Source organism: Mesorhizobium sp. FG116 (assembly GCF_057809835.1).
In genome coordinates this window covers 59,322-82,539 of record NZ_JBMDKS010000024.1, presented here as the reverse complement: position 1 = coordinate 82,539, position 23,218 = coordinate 59,322, and the positions used below count along the sequence as shown (strand labels likewise).

Annotated in this window: 20 protein-coding genes; 5 read left to right on the top strand and 15 right to left on the bottom strand. The window is 61.0% G+C overall.

All coding sequences use genetic code 11. The features are described 5' to 3' along the window. Positions 1-117: 117 nt before the first annotated feature. Positions 118-1,395: a 5-aminolevulinate synthase gene (gene hemA, locus ACODTY_RS18045; RefSeq protein WP_488995587.1), complete on the bottom strand. Its 1,278-nt coding sequence runs from the start codon at positions 1,393-1,395 to the stop codon at positions 118-120. Positions 1,396-1,632: 237 nt separating this feature from the next. Here hemA and galE point away from each other — a divergent pair, with 237 nt between their 5' ends. Both galE and ACODTY_RS18035 read left to right on the top strand, forming a co-directional pair. Beyond that, positions 1,633-2,628, top strand: coding sequence for a UDP-glucose 4-epimerase GalE (gene galE, locus ACODTY_RS18040; RefSeq protein WP_488995586.1), 996 nt, complete (start codon positions 1,633-1,635; stop codon positions 2,626-2,628). Between the two features lie 103 nt (positions 2,629-2,731). Then, positions 2,732-3,982, top strand: a complete 1,251-nt coding sequence (locus ACODTY_RS18035) for a D-amino acid dehydrogenase (protein ID WP_488995585.1) — start codon at positions 2,732-2,734, stop codon at positions 3,980-3,982. Here the strand turns inward: ACODTY_RS18035 and ACODTY_RS18030 are convergent. From ACODTY_RS18030 to ACODTY_RS18005, 6 genes are read right to left on the bottom strand one after another with little or no spacing between them, the layout of a single operon-like run. Then, positions 3,979-4,434 carry a MarR family winged helix-turn-helix transcriptional regulator gene (locus ACODTY_RS18030; RefSeq protein WP_488995584.1) on the bottom strand — a complete coding sequence of 152 codons (456 nt, stop codon included), beginning with the start codon at positions 4,432-4,434 and terminating at the stop codon, positions 3,979-3,981. The two genes, ACODTY_RS18035 and ACODTY_RS18030, sit on opposite strands and share 4 nt — an antisense overlap. Positions 4,435-4,436: 2 nt before the next feature. Continuing rightward, a complete protein-coding gene (locus ACODTY_RS18025) occupies positions 4,437-5,021 on the bottom strand; it encodes an amino acid synthesis family protein (RefSeq protein ID WP_488995583.1) in 585 nt (194 codons plus the stop codon). Next, the gene (locus ACODTY_RS18020; protein WP_488995582.1) at positions 5,014-5,892 is read right to left on the bottom strand and encodes a UPF0280 family protein; all 879 of its coding nucleotides are present in this window, start codon (positions 5,890-5,892) and stop codon (positions 5,014-5,016) included. Before ACODTY_RS18020 ends, ACODTY_RS18025 begins: the two co-directional genes overlap by 8 nt. Continuing rightward, on the bottom strand, positions 5,889-7,427 hold the full coding sequence (locus ACODTY_RS18015) for a 6-hydroxynicotinate reductase (protein WP_488995581.1): 1,539 nt from the start codon (positions 7,425-7,427) through the stop codon (positions 5,889-5,891). Before ACODTY_RS18015 ends, ACODTY_RS18020 begins: the two co-directional genes overlap by 4 nt. Beyond that, on the bottom strand, positions 7,424-10,183 hold the full coding sequence (locus ACODTY_RS18010; protein WP_488995580.1) for a molybdopterin-dependent oxidoreductase: 2,760 nt from the start codon (positions 10,181-10,183) through the stop codon (positions 7,424-7,426). The genes ACODTY_RS18015 and ACODTY_RS18010 overlap by 4 nt, the downstream gene beginning before the upstream one ends. Further along, positions 10,180-11,037: an FAD binding domain-containing protein gene (locus ACODTY_RS18005; RefSeq protein WP_488995579.1), complete on the bottom strand. Its 858-nt coding sequence runs from the start codon at positions 11,035-11,037 to the stop codon at positions 10,180-10,182. Before ACODTY_RS18005 ends, ACODTY_RS18010 begins: the two co-directional genes overlap by 4 nt. A gap of 214 nt (positions 11,038-11,251) precedes the next feature. On the opposite strand from ACODTY_RS18005, the gene pncA reads away from it, so the two are divergent. After that, complete coding sequence (pncA, locus tag ACODTY_RS18000) at positions 11,252-11,851, top strand: bifunctional nicotinamidase/pyrazinamidase (RefSeq protein WP_488995578.1); 600 nt, start codon at positions 11,252-11,254, stop codon at positions 11,849-11,851. Positions 11,852-12,018: 167 nt separating this feature from the next. Continuing rightward, positions 12,019-13,344, top strand: coding sequence for a sodium:proton antiporter (locus ACODTY_RS17995; protein ID WP_488995594.1), 1,326 nt, complete (start codon positions 12,019-12,021; stop codon positions 13,342-13,344). A gap of 12 nt (positions 13,345-13,356) precedes the next feature. Here ACODTY_RS17995 and ACODTY_RS17990 read toward each other — a convergent pair whose 3' ends face one another. The 8 genes from ACODTY_RS17990 to gcvA all read right to left on the bottom strand — a co-directional run bounded on the left by ACODTY_RS17990 (position 13,357) and on the right by gcvA (position 21,969). Further along, positions 13,357-14,064, bottom strand: coding sequence for an ABC transporter ATP-binding protein (locus ACODTY_RS17990; RefSeq protein WP_488995577.1), 708 nt, complete (start codon positions 14,062-14,064; stop codon positions 13,357-13,359). Next, positions 14,057-14,785 (bottom strand): ABC transporter ATP-binding protein, encoded by a 729-nt coding sequence (locus ACODTY_RS17985; protein WP_488995576.1) that lies wholly within the window; start codon positions 14,783-14,785, stop codon positions 14,057-14,059. The genes ACODTY_RS17990 and ACODTY_RS17985 overlap by 8 nt, the downstream gene beginning before the upstream one ends. Next, positions 14,782-15,747, bottom strand: coding sequence for a branched-chain amino acid ABC transporter permease (locus tag ACODTY_RS17980; RefSeq protein WP_488995575.1), 966 nt, complete (start codon positions 15,745-15,747; stop codon positions 14,782-14,784). The genes ACODTY_RS17985 and ACODTY_RS17980 overlap by 4 nt, the downstream gene beginning before the upstream one ends. Continuing rightward, positions 15,744-16,625: a branched-chain amino acid ABC transporter permease gene (locus ACODTY_RS17975; RefSeq protein ID WP_488995574.1), complete on the bottom strand. Its 882-nt coding sequence runs from the start codon at positions 16,623-16,625 to the stop codon at positions 15,744-15,746. Before ACODTY_RS17975 ends, ACODTY_RS17980 begins: the two co-directional genes overlap by 4 nt. A gap of 38 nt (positions 16,626-16,663) precedes the next feature. Further along, complete coding sequence (locus ACODTY_RS17970) at positions 16,664-17,968, bottom strand: ABC transporter substrate-binding protein (protein ID WP_488995573.1); 1,305 nt, start codon at positions 17,966-17,968, stop codon at positions 16,664-16,666. A 153-nt stretch (positions 17,969-18,121) separates the two neighbouring features. Beyond that, on the bottom strand, positions 18,122-19,513 hold the full coding sequence (locus ACODTY_RS17965; protein ID WP_488995572.1) for a hypothetical protein: 1,392 nt from the start codon (positions 19,511-19,513) through the stop codon (positions 18,122-18,124). A 58-nt stretch (positions 19,514-19,571) separates the two neighbouring features. After that, positions 19,572-20,876 (bottom strand): nicotinate phosphoribosyltransferase, encoded by a 1,305-nt coding sequence (pncB, locus tag ACODTY_RS17960; protein ID WP_488995571.1) that lies wholly within the window; start codon positions 20,874-20,876, stop codon positions 19,572-19,574. Positions 20,877-21,000: 124 nt separating this feature from the next. Beyond that, complete coding sequence (gcvA, locus tag ACODTY_RS17955; protein WP_488995570.1) at positions 21,001-21,969, bottom strand: transcriptional regulator GcvA; 969 nt, start codon at positions 21,967-21,969, stop codon at positions 21,001-21,003. Between the two features lie 169 nt (positions 21,970-22,138). Here gcvA and speB point away from each other — a divergent pair, with 169 nt between their 5' ends. Continuing rightward, positions 22,139-23,197 carry an agmatinase gene (speB, locus tag ACODTY_RS17950; protein ID WP_488995569.1) on the top strand — a complete coding sequence of 353 codons (1,059 nt, stop codon included), beginning with the start codon at positions 22,139-22,141 and terminating at the stop codon, positions 23,195-23,197. Positions 23,198-23,218 lie beyond the last annotated feature (21 nt).

Sequence of the window (23,218 nt, the reverse complement as noted above, 5' to 3'; positions counted from 1 at the left end):
TCCCCGGGTCGCGCCTTTCGCTGCGCTCAGGCTTGCCCGAGGATGACGAAGGGAACGGAACCGATCACGCCGCGAAGATGCCCACGTACCGTGTCATCCCGGAAGCGAGCCGGTGGCTCAACCGCCGGACTTCGGCACCAAGAGCGGCACGACACGTTCGCTCTCGGCAACCGCCGGTCGTCCGGACGTGCTGTAGGGAATGCCGAGTGCGTCCCACGTCTCGATGAGCGCGGTCTGCAGTTCCATGATGAGCTGGTCCGAGTGGAACGGCGTGGGCGTGATGCGCAAGCGCTCGGTGCCGCGCGGCACGGTCGGATAGTTGATCGGCTGGATATAGAGGCCGTGAACGCCAAGCAGCCGGTCGCTGGCCATCTTGCACAGTTCCGGGTCGCCGACGAGGATCGGCACGATATGTGTCACCGAAGGCATCACGGGCAGGCCGGCGGCGGACAATATGTGCTTGGTGTGCGCGGCCTGGCGCTGCTGCGCGTCGCGTTCGGCCTGCGAGGCCTTCAAATGGCGGATCGAGGTCGTCGCGGCCGCGGCGATCGCCGGCGGCAGCGCCGTGGTGAAGATGAAACCCGGCGCATAGGAGCGCACGGCATCGATCACCGCGCTGGTGCCTGTGATATAGCCGCCGAGCGTGCCGAACGCCTTGGCGAGCGTGCCTTCGATGACGTCGATGCGATGGGCCAAGCCCTCGCGCTCGGTGATGCCGCCGCCGCGCGGCCCGTACATGCCGACGGCGTGGACCTCGTCGATATAGGTCATGGCGTTGTATTTTTCGGCGAGCTCGACGATCTCCTTGATCGGAGCGATGTCGCCGTCCATCGAATAGACGCTTTCGAAAACGATGAACTTGGCGCGTTCGCGGCCCGCGGCTTGGAGCAGGCTTTCCAGATGCGCCACGTCGTTGTGGCGAAAAACCTTCTTTTCCGCGCCGGAGCGGCGCACGCCTTCGATCATCGACGCATGGTTGAGTTCGTCCGACAGGATCAGGCAGTTGGGCAAAAGCCGCGCGATGGTCGAAATCGCTGCCTCGTTGGAAACGAAGCCAGACGTGAACACCAGCCCGGCCTCCTTGCCGTGCAGGTCGGCAAGTTCGCGCTCAAGCTCGACCAGAGGATTGCTGGTGCCGGAGATGTTGCGGGTGCCGCCCGCGCCCGAGCCCATGCGGCCGCCGGCGTCCTGGAAGGCTTGCACCACGTCGGGGTGTTGGCCCATGCCGAGGTAGTCGTTCGAGCACCACACGGTGATTTCCTGGGTGCGGCCGCCGGCCCGCCACAACGCACGCGGGAACTTGCCAACCATGCGCTCGAGATCGGCAAAGACGCGGTAGCGGCGCTCGGCGTGAAGCTGGTCGATGGCTTCTTCGAAGAACCTTTGATAGTTCATTTCAGCATCCCGATTTTCGCGAGGAATATTAGTTGCTGGCTAATGCGGCGTCCATCGAACGCGGTCGGTCATAATGCCACGCCCGTCAAAATCATGAGTTCTCGAATGTTGGATCGCGGTGAAACAAAAACGTTCCCGGTCGTGGACAGCTTTTTCACTATGGCTTTTTAACGGATTGTCGCCATCGTGGCCGGCGGATCGATGCCGGCACGCAACAAAGCGGGAAGAACAGGTCAGATGGCAGTCTTGGTGACGGGCGGCGCAGGCTATATCGGCAGCCACATGGTCTGGGAATTGCTGGACGCGGGCGAACAGGTCGTGGTCATTGACCGTCTTTCGACCGGCTTTGAATGGGCGGTGGCCCCGGAAGCCCGTCTGGTGGTTGGCGACATTGCCGACAAGGAACTCGTCGGCGGTCTTGTCCGCGAACATAAGGTCGATGCGATCATTCACTTTGCCGGGTCGGCGGTAGTACCGGACTCGATTTCGGAGCCACTGGCCTACTACGAGAACAACACCTGCAAGACACGGGCGCTCATCGAAACGGCTGTCCACGCCGGCGTCGGGAATTTCATCTTCTCTTCAACGGCAGCTGTTTACGGCGGTATCAGGAATAGGCCGGTCAAAGAAGACGACCGCCTCACACCTGAAACGCCTTACGGTCGTTCGAAATTGATGAGCGAGTGGATGCTGCGCGATGCTGCCGTCGCTCATGGATTCCGCTACACGGCGCTGCGCTACTTCAACGTCGCCGGTGCCGATCCCAAGGGTCGCACCGGTCAATCGACGTCCGGCGCCACGCACCTGATCAAGGTTGCTTGCGAGACAGCACTTGGCAAGCGGCCCTTTATGCAGGTGTTCGGTAGCGACTACGCCACGCCCGACGGCACCTGCGTCCGTGATTACATACATGTTAGCGACCTCGTGGCCGCTCACCGGCTAGCTCTGCAAAGGCATCGTGCCGGAGGGGAAAATCTCGTCGCGAATTGCGGGTATGGTCATGGCTACTCCGTCTTGCAGGTCATCGACAGTGTACGCACGGCCGTCGGCCGCGACTTCGATTTCAGGCTCGTAGGGCGTCGAACAGGCGACGCCGCCTCCGTCGTTGCAAATTCCGGCTTGGCGCGAAAGCAGCTTGGCTGGGCTCCACAGCATGACGACCTCGACGGAATCGTCCACGATGCGCTGGCGTGGGAGCGCATCCTGAGCGGCAAGAATTCTTCGCGCGGCTGACATATCCACCGTATCGCCATTGGCGCTCGAAACACGGGCAAGGACGCGCTAAGAGGGCCAATCGCTGCGCGGACGAGGCCAGCGTCGGCGCACAGGGGCTGCTATGAAAATACTTGTCTTGGGTGCAGGCGTCGTAGGCACGGCTGCGGCGTACTATCTTGCCCGCGACGGTCATGACGTTACCGTCGTCGAGCGTCACCCGACCGCTGCCATGGGCACCAGCTACTGTAATGCCGGTCTGGTTTCGCCGGGCGATGCGACTGCGTGGGCATCGCCAGCCGCGCTCAAGACCTTCGTGCGCGGCATGTTCAATCACGATCTCGGCATCAGGGTCAGGCTTCTCAGCGATCCTTATCTTTATCTCTGGAGCCTGCGCTTCCTGACCCAATGCACCCCGGCGCGGCTACGGGCCAACACGCTGCCGAAGCTGCGCCTCGCACTCTATTCGCGCGATTGCATCAACGCGTTGTCGCAGGAGACGGGCATTTCCTATGACGAGCGCAAGAAAGGCATCTTCTACTTCTTTCGCTCGCAGCAAAGTCTCGACGCAAGCCTCGGAAACTATCGCTTCCTGGCCGAAAACGGACTACCCATCGAAATCGTTGGCCGCGACCGACTGCCCGAGATCGAACCAGGACTTGCTGCCGCAAAGGAGCTGATTGCAGGCGGCATCTATTCGCCGATCGACCAGACCGGCGACTCCCGCCAGTTCGTCGGCAAGCTGGCGGCCTATTCGACCGAAAAGCTTGGTGTGAAATTCCAGTTCAACACCACCGTCGAAGGCCTCGACATCGAGGCCGGCAAGGTGCGTTCGGTGAAGACGTCGGCGGGCATGCTCGGCGCCGATGTAGTCGTCGTCGCCATGGGCCCCGAGAGCGGACTTCTCGGTCGCCGCTATGGCGTCGACCTGCCGGTCTATCCGGTGAAGGGTTATGCGGCGACCATCCCGCTCGAAGACGAAACCAAGGGCCCGACGATGGGCGGTGCGGACGAGGACAGGCTCGTCGGCTATTCCCGCCTCGGCAACCGCTTGCGGCTCTCCTGCACGGCGGAGTTCACCGGCTTCGACCGTACCTTCAAGCCAAAGGACTTCGCGCCCATGTTCAAGACCGCGCACGAGCTGTTCCCCGGTGCCTTCGACGAGAAGAAGGCAGAGCTTTGGGCGGGCTTGCGGCCGATGATGCCGAATTCGGTGCCGGTCATCGGCAAGGCACGGTATGAAAATCTCTATCTCGACACCGGCCACGGCCATGTCGGATGGACCATGGCCTGCGGTTCGGGGCGGTTCCTTGCCGACCTTGTTGCCGGCCGCAAACCCGAGATCGATCCCAAAGGGCTGGTGTACGCGCGTTAGGCGATCTTACCGAGCAGGCGCATCAAGGTGCCGATCTCGCGTGCGGTCAGGGGAGCAAGTGTCTCCTGCGTGATCTGGGCGGCGAGCGGGATCAGGCGCTCGATCATGGCAAAGCCGTCTGCGGTCAGCTTGACCATCAAAAGGCGCTTGTCGGCCTCGTGTTTGCCGTAGTCGACGAGACCACGCGCTTTCAGCCGGTCGATGACGCCTTTAACGGTCGCCGCGTCCATGGCGATCAGCGTACCGAGTTGGTTCTGCGAGGTCTCGCCCACTTCGTGCAGCTTCGCCAGCGCCGCAAACTGCGGCGGGGTCAGGTCGCCGATGCGCGCGGCAAAGATGGCAAGATGGCGCTGGTTCGCCTTGCGCAGGATGAAGCCGATCTGGTCCTGCAGGTGGTAGTCGTCGGGAACGGGATCGTCCGCCTCGACCAGTACCGGACCGGTGTTGGTCATTCTCACCGCTGCCCGTCCCAAACCTTGATGTCCTTGACGGCAAGTCCGCCCATCCGGTCATGGATGCGCCCGCCGCAACTCATCGCCAGGCAAAACAGGATTTCATCCGGTCGCGGTCCGTCGGATATGCCGACCTCGAACGCATCGAAATGGCTGCGCACATAGGCGGCGTTGATGTGCCCAAGCGGTATGTCGAGACGCGAACCGAACGCGCCGACTTTCATGGCTGACGGGACGATGGCCTTGGCTTCGCCCAGCCGCGCGCGCATGGCATAGCCGCCCGGAACATGCCACAGCGCGCCATGTTCGATTTCGCCGGCGCTGCCGACGATTGCGCCCTTGCCGTAGCCGTCGATCGACCTGATGTCGCCGTCCAGCGCCGCGATCAGCCTGTCGGTCAGTAGCAGGCCGAGCGGCTTCAAATCTTCCATCGCCGGCTGGAGTTCTTCGACGTAGCGCCCCGCAAACGGGTTCTGCACCACAGCCAGCGCCGCGGCCCGCCGGCGCGGTTCCTTGGCGGTGGGACCGCCTTCGTGGAAGATCTCTTCCGTCAGCACGGCAATCTTGCGGATGGGAAATTCAGGCATCAACGAGTTCCTTGGGGTGATGGTATGGACGGAGGAGCGTGGGCGCGCCGCACAGGCGGACTTGCCCAGCCAGGAAAAGGGCGGCCGCATCAATCAGGCCGCGCCGGCGAAAGTCTTCGGCAATGGCCAGGCCGGATGACAGCGCGGCCTCGACTTCCAGCGCGGTGAGGTGTCCGACGTCGGTCGTCACCAGCCGATCGCCAAGATCGCTGTCGGGTGCAAGGCTACTGGCTGGGGTGCGCGCGATGGCCGGATGGCCCGGAAGATTGACCACGTTGGCGATCAAGGTCGCGGCAGCATCCGCTTCGGCCCCTGACCGCGCCAAGACAGTCACGGCATCGGCTATTCCGAGTGAAAACGAGCGTCCGCGCCAGCCGCTGGTGGCAACCCCGCCCACACTATCTTCGGCTTGAATGACGACGCGGTCTGCAAAGCCATGCCCGGTACCGGCAATGGCAAGTGTCAACGAGTGTCCTTCGGTGAGGTAAAGTGCGCTGTCGCCGCCATTGTTGACGTAGGCTTTTGTCAATTTGCGCCCAGCTGTAAGCGCCGCCAGCATCTCGTCGGCCACTGAGCCGGCCACGGCTGCCATAGGCGTAATGAAGTCGTGCGAGAGTGGGGCAACCGCGTCTTCCATGCGGCGCGCGGTCGGCCCCGTGAAGCGGCGCTGAATCTTGGAAGCAGGGCGGCGCAGCTCGCTCAGTTCCTCGACCAGTTCCGGCAGGATGGTCTGGAAACGCGTTACCGCCTGACGATAGGCGGCTCGCCGCTCTGCGTCTTCGCCAAAGGCTTCGATGATCAGGTCGATCGGCCCGTGGTTGAGATGCAGCCGCTTGCCGTCCGGCAGCCATTTTGCTTGCGGGCCGATCATCGCAAGGTGCTTCCGCTTGATCGCAACTGTGCCAATGGCGGCCATGGATTTTGGGTCGAAGCCGCCGATGATTGGCGCGGGTTGAGATACTCTCCGCCATGCGCGACAATATCCGCGACCGAGCGGATTTCCTTTTCATGCCCGCCAAGCTGGATATAGGCGTCGCGCCGCATGGTGAATTCGATTGGCGCTACCAGCGCAGGCGTCGGCACATAGCCAAACGCGTCATCAGGGACGCGCATGACGTCCACCATCAAGGTAATGCCACCGCCCGGCCAGATATAGACGGGTGCTCCACCGACAGTCACGTAAGTCTGCAGCCGATGGACAGAGCGCGTCAGATTGACCGGGTTTTCCGTAACGCCGGCTCGTAGCGAGCCACCCGCACCGCCGACGAAAAGCACGGTGCACAGCGCCGGTTCGCAGTTTTCCTCAATCAGCCGCACCGACTTGGCGAGCCTGTCGGGAAACGGCCTTTCGACCGGCTTCAGGTCGTCGTCCAGTTCGTAATAGGCAAACTGTTCGCCGGTTGTAGAAACCATCAGCATGGAGAGGCCCGGCCTCGCGCCCTTTTTTGGGTTCCATTCGCCAAGGATCGATAACGGGTCGGAGATCGTCGTTCCGCCCCAGCCGAGGCCGGGTTCCGAGACCTTGAAATAGCGCCCCGGGGTCGAGCGTCGCCCCACGATCTTGATGCCGGTATCCTGCCAATCCAAAACCTTGCCGGCCTGATGTTCGGAAACGACGCCGGTGATGTGATCGTCGACCACCACCACCTCATCGACCAGGCCTCGCCATTGTGTGGCGAACATGCCGATTGTGGCCGAGCCGCAGCCAACACGCATGCGCTGCTCGAGCTTGCCGTCTATGATCGGCGGCTTGCCGGCCTGCACAATCACGTTTGCGCCGCCGTCTATGGCAAGTTCCACCGGCTTCTTGTTGCACAGGTTCAGCATGGCGTCGCAGGTAGCGCGTCCTTCCGGTTTCGAGCCACCGGTAAGATGATGAACGCCGCCAAGCGACAGCATTTGCGAGCCGTATTCGCCGGTCGTGACGTGACCGATTGCTTCGCCCTGCGCTCGTACTGTCGCCGTTTCCGGACCAAGGTGACGGTCAGTGTCGATCTTCACCTTGACGCCGCAGTAGGAGAAAATGCCCTCGGTCACCACGGTGACGAGGTCCACGCCTTCGACTTCCTGGCTGACGATGAACGGTGCAGGTTTATAGTCGGGATAAGTGGTGCCAGCGCCTATCGCTGTGACGAATCGGCGGCCGGCATTGACCAGTTCGCCGTTCCAGTTGTCGCCTTTGGCAACGAAGGGCACGACGCTGCCGCCTGTTTCCGCCGCATGGTCGAGGATGGTGAGCGGATCCATGCGTACGATGCGCCCGCCGATATTGCCGTACCGGTCGCAGGCGCCTGTGCGACCGTCCGCGATGTAGCACATGACCGGACACGCATCGCAGCGGATCTTTTCGGCAAGCTGCTTGTCGCCGCTCTCATGCGTTTCGAAACGTTCCGAAAGCTCGCTCATTGGCTTGCCTCGCTTGCCCGGATCGCTGCCATGATGCGAGACGGCGTAGCCGGCACCTTGGTGACCAGCACGCCGGTGGCGTGACGAATGGCGTTGAGGATCGCGGGAGCCGTCGGGATCAGCACGTGTTCGCCCAACCCTTTGGCACCGAATGGACCTTCGCTGTCTGGAACTTCGACAAGGATCGATTCAATCGGCGGCACGTCGCCAATGGTCGGGATCAGGTAGTCGTGCAAATTCTCGGTGCGACCCGGAATATATTCTTCCATCAGCGCCATGCCGATGCCCTGCGCGATGCCGCCTTCGATCTGCCCTTCGACCATGACGGGGTTGATCGCCCTGCCGACATCATGTGCCGCCGTGATCTTCACCAGCTTGACCGTGCCGAGCTTGAGGTCGACTTCCAGTTCGGCGATCTGCGCGCCATAACCGTAGACGGCATAGGGCTTGCCTTGCCCCTTGGCATCGAGGGGCGTGGTGGGCGGATCGTAGCTTTCCATTGCCTCAAAAACATAGCCTTCGGCGTTAGCGGCAAGGTTTGTCAGATCGATGCGCCGCACCGCTTCGCCTTCGTGAACCACCACTACGTTCCCATCGAGGGTCAGTGTCGCGTTTGTGGAGACATTGGCGAAGCGCAGGATCTGGTCGCGCAGCGCCCGCCCGGCTTTCTCGGCAGCCTTGCCGGTGACGAAAGTCTGTCGCGAAGCCGACGTCTTGCCGGCATCTGGCGAGATTGCGGTATCGGCGCTTTTGAGGCGAAACATCGCCAGAGGCAAGCCGAGGGCGTCGGCGCAAATCTGGGTGATGACGGTGTTCGAGCCTTGCCCGATATCAACTGCCCCCTGATGCAGGACGACATGGCCGTCCTGCGAAATCGCGACCTTGATTGTCGATGGATTGGGCAGCGAGGTGTTGCCGCAACCGTACCAGCAGGATGCAACGCCGACGCCGCGGTTCACGGTTTCGTTGCGCGCATTGAAGGCGGTCGCGTCGGCAAGGGCGCGGCTCCAGTGCGGCTTCAGCGCCTCGAGGCAATCTGCAATGCCGACGCTGGCATCCATCTTCTGGCCGGTGACGGTGACATTGCCCTTGCGCAGGCAGTTTTGCAGGCGGAAATCCAGACGGTCCTTGCCAAGCTTGTCGGCAAGCTCGTCATAAAGTGTTTCTTGCATGATCGCCGCTTGCGGTACGCCGAAACCACGGAATGCGCCTGAGATTGGCCCGTTCGTATGAATGGCGCGGCCGGCGGCGTGATAGTTGGGCGTCGCATAGGGTCCGGAAGCATGGACTGGAACCCGGTTGGCGACAGTTGGCCCCCAGCTTGCATAGGCGCCGGTGTTGAAGTCGCCGTCGAATATCATGCCACAGACGTGGCCATCTGCATCGGTGCCGATCGATGCCTTCATGAAAGCGGGATGCCGCTTGGTGGTCGACATCATGGATTCGTTGCGGCTATAGGCCATCGCCGCCGGACGCCCGGTCTTCAGCGCAACGAGGCCGATCAGCGGTTGCAGCGAAACGTCGAGCTTCGAGCCGAAGCCGCCGCCGGTCGCGGTCGGCACGATGCGGACATTCTCGGGTGCTAGCGCCAGCACCTTGGCGGTATCGTCGCGATCCATGTAAGGCGCTTGCGTGCAGGCGACGATGACCAGCGTCTCGCCATCCAGATAGGCATAGCCGCCTTCCGGTTCGATGTAGGCGTGCTCTACATAAGATGTCTCGATTTCACCGGAGACGATGATTGCAGCGCTGGAAAGCGCTGCCTCCGGGTCGCCTTGCTCGACGAAACCCTTGGTCAGAATGTTGCCGGCCCTGCTTTCATGGACGAGTTGCGCGCCTTCCGCGCATGCTTGGCCGGGTTGCAAGACGTGCGGCAGTTCGGCCCAGCTAACCGGAAACGAGGCGAGGTCGAGGTTGGCGATGGCGTCGCGTTCGCCAGCGATCACCGCTACGGCTTCGCCACGGAAACGCACCTCCTGTTCCGCCAATGCCGGCTGGTCGGCAAAGGGCGGGATGACGCCGAAGCGGTTGATGCCGGGGATATCGGCTGCAGTGAAAACGGCAACTATGCCTGGGTTTATTTTCTTCCAGGCTTCAAGGTCGCCTATCGAAAATTTTGCATGATAGTGCGGCGAGCGAACCGCCAGCACAGCCAGCGCATCTTCCGGAAAGGAATCCGCCCCATATTTTTCTTCGCCGGTTACCTTGGCAATTCCGTCCAGTCTGACCGGGGATGCGCCGATGGCGCAGCCGGCTTCGGGCAGGCGGAAATCGATGTCGGTTGCTGGGTGTTTGCGTGACGCCGCCATCACGGCGGTGATGATCTTTCGGTAGCCGGTACAGCGGCACAAAATGCCGCCCAGCGCGTCTTGTACGGCGGCCTCATCGGGTTTTGCGTTCCGCTCCAGCAAGGCCGAGGCAGCCACAAGCAATGCGGGGGTGCAGATACCGCATTGCGCTGCGCCGTGTTCGAGGAACGAAGCTTGCAGCGCCGACAGACGGCCGTTGCCCAAGCCTTCGACGGTCGTGATCTTCGTGCCCGTGGCCGAGGCAACCGGCATCAGGCAGGCGCAGACAGGCTCGCCGTCGACAAGTACAGTGCAGGCACCGCAATCGCCGGCGTCGCAGCCAACCTTGACGCCGGTCAGGTGCAGGTCGTCGCGCAGCACCGAGCTTAGCCGCCGCACCGGCGAAACCGGCAAAGACACGGACGAGCCGTTGACCTCGAGCGCGGTGAACGGCAGGCGGGGGTTCATGCCGCCGCCTTGTCGAGGCTTTCGTCGACGATCGCGAGCGCTGCGCGCGCCACGATCTCGCGGGCCGCATCCTGCCGGTAGCCTGCCGTGCCGCGCACGTCGTCGATGGGTGTCAATTCCTCGATTTGTGCGGACATGATCGCGTCAACAATCGACCGGTCCGCCTTGCGTCCGATGATCGCCGTTTCGACGCCATGAAGCCGTTTCGCAGTTGCCGCACAGGCCCCGACCGCGACAGCCGCGTCGCTAACGATGCCGTCCGTGATGACCAGCCTAACTGCCGCCATCGCAATCGAGATGACGAGATAGCGGCGTGCGCCGAGTTTATGGAATGCGGACCGCCCGACTGCAGCCGATTTCGGAATGCGGATGGCGGTGACGATTTCGTCCGACCGCAAGGCGGTACGCCTGTTGCCCAGAATGAAATCGCCAAGCGGCAGATGGCGGTTTCCTTGCGTAGAACTCAATTCGACATCCGCGTTGAGAATGAGCAGCGCCGGCACGCCGTCGGCAGCGGGCGAGGCATTGCAGAGATTGCCGGCCACCGTTGCAACGTTCTGGATCTGGCGTGAACCCACCTCGCGCGCTGCTTGCCTCAACGCTTCGAAACATGCCGGCAACGGAGCGCTTGCAACCTGCGTCCAACTCGTGCGCGCGCCTATCGTCCAATGGGAACCGGTCTCGGCAATGCCGCGAAGTTCTGCCAACCCGTTGATGTCGAGAATATTCTCACGCAACGGCTTGGTTCCTTGTGCGGGGTAGAAGTCGGTGCCTCCGGCCAGGATGCGCCAGCTATCTTCTCCGAGCAGCGATAGCGCCTCGGCGACCGTGGTGGGTTTCGCGTAACGGATCACGCCTTGCCTTCCTTTGCCGCGCGGCAGGGGCCTTTCCCTTGGCCCAGCCGGCTTTCGGCGCCGGTCAAATTCATTCGTATGCAAATGATATCAAGCCACCTTGGATTGTCAAAGCGGCTTTTGGGATGTTGCTTTGAGGTTGACGCAGGCGCGCATCTGGTCAAGTTACTGCGGCCCGCAAGGGCGCTGTGCAATCGGTTCACAAGGAGGCTTCATGGCTGGCGAAGCACTCGTCGTCATCGACCTGCAGAACGATTTCTGTCCCGGCGGCGCGCTGGCGGTCACCGGCGGCGACGAGATCGTACCATTGGTCAACGACATGATCCGGAACACCGAGCATGTCGTACTGACCCAGGACTGGCATCCCGCAGGCCACTCGAGCTTTGCTTCCAGCCATCAGGGCAGCAAGCCGTTCGAAGCGATCACCATGCCATATGGCGAGCAGACGCTGTGGCCCGATCACTGCATTCAGGGCAGCCTCGGCGCGGACTTTCATTCCGGCCTTGCCTGGACCAAGGCCGAACTGGTCGTGCGCAAGGGCTTTCGCGCCGCAATCGACAGCTACTCGGCCTTCTTCGAAAATGACCACAAGACCCCGACCGGATTGGCAGGCTATCTGAAGGAACGTGGCATTGGCGCGATCACTCTGGTCGGTCTTGCCACCGATTTTTGCGTCGCGTATTCCGCGCTGGATGCGGTGAGGCAGGGGCTCGAAACGTCCGTGCGACTGGATGCCTGTCGAGGCATCAACCTGAACGGGTCCGTCGAGGCGATGGTCAAGCGTATGCGCGAGGCGGGCGTCAAGCTGGCCTAGGTGCGGTGGGAAATCGTTGCTGCGACGATTGCGCGGCAGCCGCAGATTGAGAAATGGGCGGGGTAGAGGTGCGTATTCTTAAAATTCTTGCGGCTGTTCTCGCGCTGGCGGGAGTTGCTGCAACACCCGCCCTTGGCGCTGAAGCACATGGCTTGCCGGGCAGTGAAATGTCGCTCTGGTGGGCGTTGCCGTTTGCCGGGCTTTTGTTGTCTATCGCCACTGGGCCGCTTCTGTTTCCGCACGTGTGGGAACATCACTACGGCAAGATCGCCGCGTTCTGGTCGGCCCTTGTCGTTGTACCGCTGGTCGCCGGCTACGGCATGCCGACTGCGACCGAAGCCGTTCTGCACGCGGTGCTTCTGGAATACATGTCGTTCATTATCCTGCTTTTTGCTCTGTTCACCATTTCGGGCGGCATTCTGGTTGCCGGCAACATACATGGCACGCCGCTGGTCAATGCAGGTCTCCTGCTCATCGGCGCCATCCTCGCTTCCGTGATCGGCACAACGGGAGCATCGATGGTCATGATCCGGCCGATCATCCGCGCCAACGACAACCGGCCGTTCAACGCTCATGTCGTCGTGTTCTTCATTTTTCTGGTTTCCAATATCGGCGGTTCGTTGACGCCGCTTGGCGATCCGCCCCTGTTCGTCGGTTTCCTTCGCGGCGTCGATTTCTTCTGGACCACAGTGCATATCCTGCCCGACACACTATTCGTTGGCGGGCTGGTGCTGGCGGCATTTGTCGTCCTCGACGTAATCCTTCACAGGCGTGAACAGGGCGAGCCGAAGATCAAGGACCCAACACCGGATTCCAAGGTACGCATCCGCGGATTGCCAAATCTGCCGCTGCTGGCAGGCGTCATCGCCGCAATCCTGATGTCGGCTTCGTGGCAGCCCGGCATTGCCTTCACCATTCAAGGCGTCACGGTCGAATTGCAGAACCTCGTTCGCGATGTCATCATCCTGGCGCTCGCCTTCGTCTCGCTCGCCGTGTCGCGTAAGGAATACCGCGCGGCAAATGGCTTCAATTGGGGTCCGATTGCCGAGGTCGCCAAGCTGTTCGCCGGCATCTTCATCTGCATCGTGCCGGTGGTCGCCATCCTGCGGGCGGGTCTCGGTGGAGCGTTGGGTCCGCTCGTATCGCTGGTGACACTGCAATCGGGCGAACCGAACGATCTTGCTTATTTCTGGCTGACTGGCGTGTTGTCGTCGTTCCTCGACAATGCACCGACCTATCTTGTGTTCTTCGAGATGGCCGGCGGTGACCCGCAGCATCTGATGAACGAATATGCCTCGACGCTGGCGGCCATATCCGCGGGTGCCGTCTTCATGGGGGCCAACACCTATATCGGCAATGCGCCCAATTTCATGGTCTACGCCATTGCCAAGGACAATGGCGTCAAGATGCCAAGCTTCTTCGGCTACATGCTTTGGTCCGGACTGGTGTTGATCCCGGTCTTTATCGTGTCGAGCGTAATCTTCTTTGGCTGAGAACGATGTAACTCAGCCAACCCCGACATAGCGCTTCACCGCTGAGGGGTTGGCCCGCAATTGCTCGATATCGACCGTTTCGCGGTTGCGCCCATTTTCGATGAACGAGACCCGGTCGGCGACGGACAGGACCGCGTCGACCCGCTGCTCGACCAGTATCGTCGAAACACCCCGTTGGCGCAGCTGCGAAACGGCCTCGCGAATCTTCTGGATCATTGAGGGCATCAGGCCTTCGGTGGGTTCGTCGAGCAGCAGCACCTTTGGCTCCACGCACAGCGCCCGCGCCATGGCCAGCATCTGCTGTTCGCCGCCGGACAAGGTGCCCGAGCGCTGTTTCAGCCTCTCGCGGAGCAAAGGAAACATCTCCAGTACGGTCTCGCGCGTGGCCCGGCCTTTGTGGCGTGTGTTGAGCCCGATCTCCAGATTTTCCGCCACGGTCATTTCAGCGAACAGGCGGCGGCCTTGCGGCACGTAGGCAATGCCGGCTTTCGGCACTTCATGTGCCGGCAGGCCGGTCATTTCCATGCCGTCGAGCTTTATCGAGCCTTGGCGGGCCGGCACCAGGCCCATGATAGCTTTCAGTGTCGTCGTCTTGCCGGCGCCGTTGCGGCCAAGCAGGCACAGGACTTCGCCCTGGCGTAAGCTGAATTCGAGACCATGCAGCACCTGGACTTCGTCGTAGAAGCAGTCGAGCCCGGAGATGGTCAAGGCGTCAGTCATCGCCGCCTCCCAGATAGGCGCGTTGGACGGCGGCGTTGGCGCGGATAGCTTCCGGTGTTCCCTCAGCCAGGATCCGACCGGCTTCGAACACCGTTATGCGGTCGGCCAGTTCCATCACCACAGGCATGTTGTGCTCGATGATGAGCACTGTAGCATCGCGGGCAATCTCGCGGACAAGCCCGGTGAAGTTCTCGATCTCGCTGTCCGCCAATCCTTGTGTCGGTTCATCCAGCACCAGAAGGCGGGGTTTCAGCGCCAGCCCCATCGCCACCTCGAGCAGGCGCTGGTGGCCATAGGCAAGTTGACCGGCGGGTATATGGGCGCGATTGGCCAGCCCGACGCGCTCAAGGGCCTCCGTCACATCGGCATGAACCTGCCCCTTCGAGCGGCCGTCGGTTAGCGTGCGCTGCACGGGCAGGGCAACATTTTCATAAGCGCTGAGGTTTGCGAAAATGCTGGTGATCTGGAAGGTGTAGGCAATGCCCAGGCGCACCCGCTTGTGTGCAGGCAGGTTGGTGATGTCGGAGCCGTCGAACACGATCATGCCGGCCGTCGGTTCGATGCGGCCGCACACAAGGCTGACGAAGGTGGTCTTGCCGGCGCCGTTCGGGCCGATCACGGCCCTGATCTCTCCCGGCATCAGGGCGAAGTCGACATCGTCCACGGCGCGCAGACCGCCGAAATGACGCGACAGGCCTTTCGTTGTCATCAGCGGCATCATGGCAGCCACCGCACCCAGCGTTGCCTGAGCGTGCCTAGAATGCCCTTCGGGAAGAACAGCACGAGCAGGATCAGCGCAATGCCAACGATCAGGAGATAGGCAGACGTATAGCCGCTTGTGATATCGACGACATAGTACATGAAGAGCGTGCCGATCAGCGGCCCGAGCGTCGTCGCCGCTCCCCCCAGTAGCACCCACAGCAACGGCAGGATGGAATACTGTACCGAGGCGAAATTGGCGCCGACATAGCCGAACAACAGCGCATAGGCGCTACCCGCGGCGGCACAGATGACGCCGGAAACCACGACCGCCGCTAGTTTGTTGGCGAACGTATCGTAGCCTAACATGCGGGTACGTTCTTCGTTCTCACGAATGGCGATCAGAACGCGACCGAAGCGCGACCTCACGACACCTAGTGTCAACAGAAGCACAATCGAAAACAGTGTGAGTGCAACCATGTAGCGCGTCGTGGGATTTGTAAGGTCCAGCACGGTATCGCCGAGATGAACCACCCGTTCCTGTTGCTGCAATACGAGCCCCTGATCGCCGCCGGTCAGCGGGGCGAAATAGAGGATGGCCAGGGCGAGCACCTGGGCAAACATCATGGTGACGATCATGAAGGCTACGCCTGAGGTGCGAAGCGCCAATAGCCCGATAACGAGGGAAAGCACCGCCCCGCAAGCAAGCGCGGCAATGAAGGCGACGGGAACCGACAGATAGAAATGGTGAACTCCGAGGCCCGCGCCATAGAGGCCGGCGGCAAAGAACATGGCGTGGCCGAGGCTGAGCAGCCCGACATAGCCGAACAAGAGATTGTAGCCCATGGCGAATGTTGCCAGCACGAGAATGCGCGCCAACAGCCCGTGATGATATGCAGGCAGGATGAAATTGAGGACGACCAGGATGGCGATGACGGCCAGATGCAGCACGTAAGCTCGGACCGGTGACGAACCTTCCGTCATCGGACTGCCCTGCCGAACAGTCCTTGCGGGCGAAACACCAACACCATGGCGACGAGCAGGGTGGCGATCATCTTGGCCAGCGTTGGCGAAAAGAACATCGAGATGACGCCATCAGAAACGCCGATCAGAACTGCCGCCACGACGGTGCCGCGGAGCGAGCCGAGGCCACCGATAATCACGACTATGAAGGACAAGAGCAGGGGGTCCTGTCCCATCAGGTAGTGTGCCTGGCTGATCGGCACGATCAGCACCGCAGCGACGGCGGCCAGCATGGCGCCGAGCGCGAACACGCCGGCATAGACACGATCGACCGGAATACCGAAAGCCTGTGCGGTTTCACGATCATACTGCGTAGCGCGCATGATCAGCCCTGCCTTTGTCTTCGTCATGACCAGCCACGATACGACAAGCAGCAGCGCGGAGGCCGCGATGATGGAAAGCTTGTAGCCGGAATAGCCAAACCAGGGCAGCGAGATGCGCACATTGAACGGCGGCGGCACTGGCCGTGCGTCAGCGCCGTAGAAGGTCAGCGCCAGTTGCTGAATGATGTAGAGCAGGCCGATAGTTGCCACTATCGTGGCTTCCGGATCGTAGTTCACCTTGCGCAACACCAGTCGCTCGGCCGCCAGCGCAACCGCGCCAACGATCAGCGGCGCCACTACGAGCGCCGCCATGAACCCGACCGCCGGGCTACCGCCGATGCTGGTGGCAATCGCCCACGCCAGCACGGCCCCCAGCATGAACAATTCGCCATGCGCGACGTTGACGACGCGCATGACACCAAACACCAGCGAGAGACCAAGCGCAGTCAGGGCGAGCACGGCTGAGGTGACCAGCCCTTCCAGAACCGCCAGCAGCAGGTGAGGTCCAAAGGCCATTCAGTCAGGCTGCCCGATCGAACCCTGTCACTTTCCGATCACAGAGCCTGCGTCGTGTAGTCGGCCTCGGGTTCGTATTGCCCGTCTTCAATCGACGTCTTGTGAACCACGGTAAGCTTGCCGCCTTCGAGCTTGGAAATGTTCTGGCTGCCGAAGACCTGATGGATCTTGCCGTTGAAGACCTTCTTGCCTTGCGGATGCTCAGGCCCTTCGGCGAATTCGGTCATCGCCTCGGTTGCCTCGATCAGCTTGGCGCGGTCTTCCGGCCCCTTGTAGCCGCTGTCTTCCATCGCCTTCTTGATGACGTAGAGCGTTTCCCAGCAACCGAACATGTGGGCAGCGGTGGAGACGTCCTTGGCGTCGCTTGTCGAAGCGCCATTGTCGTCGATGCCAACGGCTGCGCGATAGGCTTTCATCGCGTCGCTGTCGTCGGTCTGGGAATAGCGCGGCGCGCCTTCCCAGAAATGGCTGCCGTCGAGATATTCGAGGCCGGGGCTGTTGACGTCCACGGCTTCGAGCGAATCGATGAAGCCGAACAGCTTGGGCCCGTTCGAGCCATAGAACTCACCAAGTTCCTTGACGAAGGTGAGCACGGCCGGTCCAACCATGACGTGATAGATGACGTCGGTTTCGGCTGGGATCTGCGGAAAATATTTGGTGAAAGAGCTTTCCGTCGGCGGAATGGCGATCTGGGCGATGACTTCGGCACCGGCGTTCTTGAGCGCCGGCGGCAGGTAGTCGCGGTGGTCGTAGCCGAAGGCATAGTCCGGGAACACCATGGTGACCTTTTTGCCTGCATTGGCCGCGATCCACGGTGCAACGGACGTCACCTGGGCGCGCACATCGGTTATGCCTGGTTGCAGGCAATAGCGGTTCAGCTTGCCGGAGGCGACGTGATAGCCTTCGCTCACCACATAGTAGGGGATCTTGAGCTCGCCCGCGGTTGGTGCAGAGCCGATCACCACGTTGGAAAACAGCGTCCCATAGACAATGTCGGTCTTGTGTTGGTTGGCGAACTTGCCGACCACCTCGGCACCACGGCCGGCATCTGTGCCGTCGTCTTCGATGACGACTTCAACCTGGCGTCCATTGATGCCGCCGGCGTCATTGATCAGCTTGATCGCCGCATTGGTGGTTTTTTCATACCAGCGGCCATAGGCGGCGCCGATACCGGTGCGGTGGCATTGGAAGCCGATCTTGATCGGCGCTGAGCTTTGCGCCTGAGAGTAGCGGACAAATCCGGGAGCGACGAGACCGGTACCTGTAGCAACAAGACCTTTGAGCGCGGTCCGGCGTGAAATGCCTGTCTTGCTAAGATCGAAAAATCCCTGCCGATCAGTCATGGCATCAATCCCTGTTTTCAGCTGTGGCCATTGAGTGAAATGCGAAACTGCATTTGTTGCAACCGGTCAAAAACATATGGCCAGAAGCTAAACCATCAAAGCCGGACCATGGCAAGAAACCATTGCGCGAAGCTTTTTGCGTGTTCACCCAACCTATCCGGCGGTAGGCGTCGCCAGCAGCGAAAGTCCGAAAATCGTGTAGCCGATCATGAGCAAGGTAAGAGGAAACTGGCTGATCGCAGCCTTTGCCGGTTCGGGGTGCAGTCGAAACGCAAGTCCGTGCGCAACCAGAACCGCCAATAGGTGGCCCGCGATAATCGCGCCGGCCTGTACATTCCATAGGACCCACGCCGATTGCGCGCCCGCAACGATTCCGGCCTCGATCTGCATGGCCGCGGTGCCGAACAGGTTCCAACCTCGCCCGAACGGGTCTGACAGAGCGGCGATGGCATATTGGCCGTCTACAAGAAGCGAAGTCAGGTAGTGGGCAATGTGATAGGCAAGGGCAATCGGAACGATCGACCAGACCAATAGTCCGGCAGTTGACATGATAGGTGACGCATCTCGCGACATCTTTTGCCCCGCGCCAACGGCGATCAGGAATATCGCGGCGAGTACGAAGAAGCTGAGCAAAAGGCCTACGGTGCTGATGCCAATCAGGGCGGTGCGGCCGGGAAATTCCAACGGATTTATGCCGTTGAGGTCGAGCCAGAAAAACGTCTTCGACAGACCGTCGAAGGATACCGACGACAGCGCCAGCAAGATGAAAGCGGTGCCGCTTGGGTGCAATGTTTCCGCATCCAGAAGTCGTGCACCGGGCAGGCAGAGTCTCAAGTGATTGTCAGCACTTCGCTCCAGCGGGGCGAAGCGTGCGACAATAGCGAAGAAAACCGACAAGAATTCCCCGCGGCGGCTCCATTCATCGTAGCCGAACACCAGCATGGCGACGAAAGTTGCGAGCCAGTAGAAGCCGACTGCAAAAGCCAGTCGTGCGGGATCATCCGGTGCCGGATCGACAAGCTCGAACCAGGCGAAGGCGAAAAGCAAGATGACTGCCGGCCAACAGCCGAGTTTTGATGAAATCCGAATTCTTGCTAGCGGGCCGCCAGTTAGTCGCATGACCAGCATATGCGGGCCGTACCAAGGGTTCAGCCATGACCACAGGTTGCCGAACAAGCCGTGCAGCAGCGTCAATCCAATCCACAACAACGTCCAGATGGTGAGCGGCAATGGGTTGGACAGCGGATCGCGGCTGCCGAACAGACCAGCAGCGACGAGAACCGCAAGTGCGAAGAAAGAAAGTAGGCTGACGAGGGGACGCAGCTTTTCCGGCCAGTGAAACAACGTCAGGCGCTTGCGCCAAAGTCGTTCCAGCATGTCCGGCGGCAATAGAGCCAAGACCAGAAACGATGCCCCGACCGCGAATGCCCCGCCTACGACATAGTAGCCGGTTGGCAAGAGCAACACATGGCCGCGATCGGATGCATGGGCGAAAGCAGAAGTGGGTGCCGACGCAACGGACAGAAGCAGAAGGGTTGCGAGCAACGTTGACGGCCAAGCCCGCAAGCCACAAATCACCGCAGCCGGATTGCGCACCGCTGCCTCAAACCTTCACCAGTTGCTTGACTCGATCCTTCTCGCCGAAAATGCGCAGGTAACGCGCTATCTCGGTCTTGTCGCCGGTGGCTTTCTCCGGATTGTCGGACAGTTTCACCGCGGGCCGCCCGTTGGCTTCCGTCACCTTGCACACCAGCGAGATCGCGTTCAGCCGATCTGTCGGCACAGGCGCGCAATCCTCGAAATCGTTGGTGAGGTTTGTTCCCCAGCCGAAGGCCATGCGCACCTTGCCGTTGAAATGCCGATAAGCCTCGACGATGGTCTCGACCTCCAATCCGTCGGAAAAGATCAGGATCTTGTTGCGGGGATCCTTCCCCTTCTCGCGCCACCACGAGATGATCTTTTCGCCGCCTTCGATTGGGGGCGCGCTATCGGGCCGGAAGCCGGTCCAGTCGGCCACCCAGTCCGGCGCGTCGCGCAGGAAGGCGGCTGTCCCGAACGCATCCGGCAATACGATAAGCAGGTTGCCGCCATAGTAGCGCTGCCAATCCTGCAGCACCTTGTAGGGTGCTTCCTTGAGTTCCGCCTCGCTGTTGGAGAGCGCGGCCAGAACCATGGGCAATTCGTGCGCGTTGGTACCGACAGCCTCGAGGTCGTTGTCCATGGCGAGCAGCACGTTCGATGTGCCGGTAAAGGAATCACGGATGCCTTCTTTCAGCGCTTCGACGCACCAGCGTTGCCACAGGAAGGAATGACGCCGCCTGGTACCGAAATCCGAAATATTGATGCCCGGCAGCTTCTTGAGCTGCTCGGTCTTCGCCCACATCTTGGACTTGGCGCGCGCATAGAGAACGTCGAGCGCAAACGGCCCGAACTCCTTCATGGCAGAGCGTGAACGCAGTTCGTTGATGATGGCCAGCGCCGGGATCTCCCAAAGCGTGGTGTACATCCAAGGACCGGGAAAGGTCAGTTCGTATTGGCCGTCCCGTTTTGACAAGTGGTATTCAGGAAGCTGGAAATCTTCCAGCCAGGCAAGGAACTCCGGCTCGAAAATCTGCTTTCGGCCGTAGAAGGTGTTACCGCCCAGCCAGATCATTTCCTTCTTGCTGAAACGCAAGGTGCGCGCATGGTCGAGTTGTTCGCGCAATTCGCCTTCATCGAGTTCGTCGGCCAGTCGAACCGAAGTCGTCCGGTTGATGAGCGAGAAGGTGGCGTCGACCTTGGGGTACATGCCCCAGATCATCTGCAGCATCAAAAGCTTGTAGAAATCCGTGTCGAGCAAGCTGCGCACGATCGGATCGAGCTTCCAGGTGTGGTTGTAGACGCGCCGCGCAATGTCAGTCTTGGCCATGAGTCAAGGTTGCCTTCGCTGCTCGGAACCATGTCCGCACCATGCCTCATAGCATCGATTTTTTCAAAGCGCTGCCCGCTTTCGCCTTGGCACGATAAAAAGAACGCCCTGCAACCGCAACGACTTAGGGCATTTCGTGGCCGCCTTTCGGGGCTTGCCGTTTGCGGCGCATGCCGATGCGGGAGGCAATCGAACCGGTTGGGCGGTCGTCGGCCTCTCCCTTTTCGGCAAACAGCCAGTCGATGAAGACCTGCACGATCGGAGCGGAGCGCATTTCGTTGCGGCAGATGACATAAAAATCGTCGACTGCCGGGACTGATAGCCCGAAAGGCGCAACCAGTTGCCCTCGCGCCAGAAGGTCGCTTGCCGTCACCGTGTCGCCGAGCGCCACGCCATGTCCGTGTAAGGCGGCGCCGATGGAAAGATGGGCGTCGCTGAAATATTGCCGCCGTCCGCGTTCCAGGTCGAGTGCGTCGGCGGCGGCGAACCAGGTGTGCCACTCGCGGCCATCATCGCCATGCAGTATGACGTGGTTGGCAAGGTCGCGAATGGTGCGTAGCGAGCGCGTGTTGATCAATGTTGGACTGACAACCGGAAACAGCTCAAGTCCCGACCATTTGCGCAGCCAGCAATCGCTCCACCCGCCATCGCCATAATGCAGGCAAAGGTCGATATCGGGCGAACGGATGTCCTGTTCGTCATTGGAGCCGGTCAGCTTCAGGCGAACGTCTGGATATTGTGCGGTGAAGCTGCCGAGACGCGGGATGACCCATAGCGAAAGCAGGGCCGGCACGCAGGAAAGCGACAGCGTTCCGGTGCTGGCTGGGCGCGTCAGGCGTTGCGTCGCCGCGGCGATACCATCGAATGCGTTCGACACCGCCGGCAAAAGCTCCGCTCCATGCGGAGTAAGCTTGAGGCGTTGTCCGCTGCGCTCGAACATCTTGACGCCGAGCGATTGCTCGAGCGCCCTGATCTGGTGGCTGATCGCCCCATGCGTCACGTTCAGTTCACCCGCCGCCTTGGTCAGCGAGGCATGACGCGCCGTCGCCTCGAAAGCACGCAGCGGATTAAGTGGCGGCAACCGTTTGGCCATTTATTCGCTTGTTAGTTTTTCTCACAATATCACCTATAACAATATCAATTGATTTTCCATTCGTCCTCCCGGACAATCCGCGCCGATCATCGGACAACACGGCATCGAGGGCTGCCAATGCCTTCTGCGCGGGTTCGTGCATGCCGTATCTCAGGGAGGAGATGCGAAGATGGGCTTCAACCAGACCAAGCTGGATGCGCTGCGCGCCAAGTATGGCGAGGCTCACGGCGGCGAATTGTTCGATCCGAAGTTCCGCCGCGTCGCCGACAAGATATTTTCAAAGAGCGGCACGCGCGTTGCGCCTTACGCCGGAATGCCCACGTTCCTCGCCGCGCCGCATCGCGAAATTTCTGTTGAAACTCCCGATTTCGGCGACCTGCAGGTGGCGATGATCGGCGTGCCGATGGATTTGGGCGTGACCAACCGCACGGGCTCGCGCTTCGGCCCGCGCGCGCTGCGTTCCATCGAACGCATCGGCCCCTACAACCACGTGCTCGACTGCGCACCGACCTACGAACTCAAGGTTGCCGATATCGGCGATGTGCCGTTCCGCAGCCGTTACCGCCTCGAACTCAGCCATGAAGACATCGAGAACCGTCTCAACCAGATTGTCGACGCCGGCGTGATCCCACTATCGGTTGGCGGCGACCATTCGATCAGCCACCCGATCCTGAAGGCTGTGGGCAAGAACCGCCCCGTAGGCATGATCCACATCGATGCCCATTGCGATACCGGAGGCGCCTACGATCTCACCAAGTTCCATCATGGCGGCCCGTTCCGCAATGCAGTGCTGGACGGCGTGTTGGATCCGACCCGCACCATTCAGATCGGCATACGTGGTTCATCGGAATATCTTTGGGAATTCACCTACGAATCCGGCATGACAGTCATCCATGCGGAGGAAGTCACCGGCCTTGGCATCCCGGCGATTATCGAGCGGGCGAGGAAGATTGTCGGAGACGGTCCGACCTATCTTTCCTTCGACGTTGATAGTCTCGACCCGGCGTTTGCTCCGGGAACAGGCACTCCGGAAGTGGGTGGGCTCACCACGCGCGAGGTTCTGGAAATCCTGCGTGGCTTGAAGGGAGTAAACCTTGTCGGCGGCGATGTCGTCGAAGTGGCGCCGCAATACGATGCGACCACGAACACGGCGCATGCGGGTGCTCAGGTGCTGTTCGAGATACTGAGCCTGATGGTGTTCAGTCCGGCTGTGAAGGGCCACCGCTGAAAAAGACAGCGTGAACGAAAA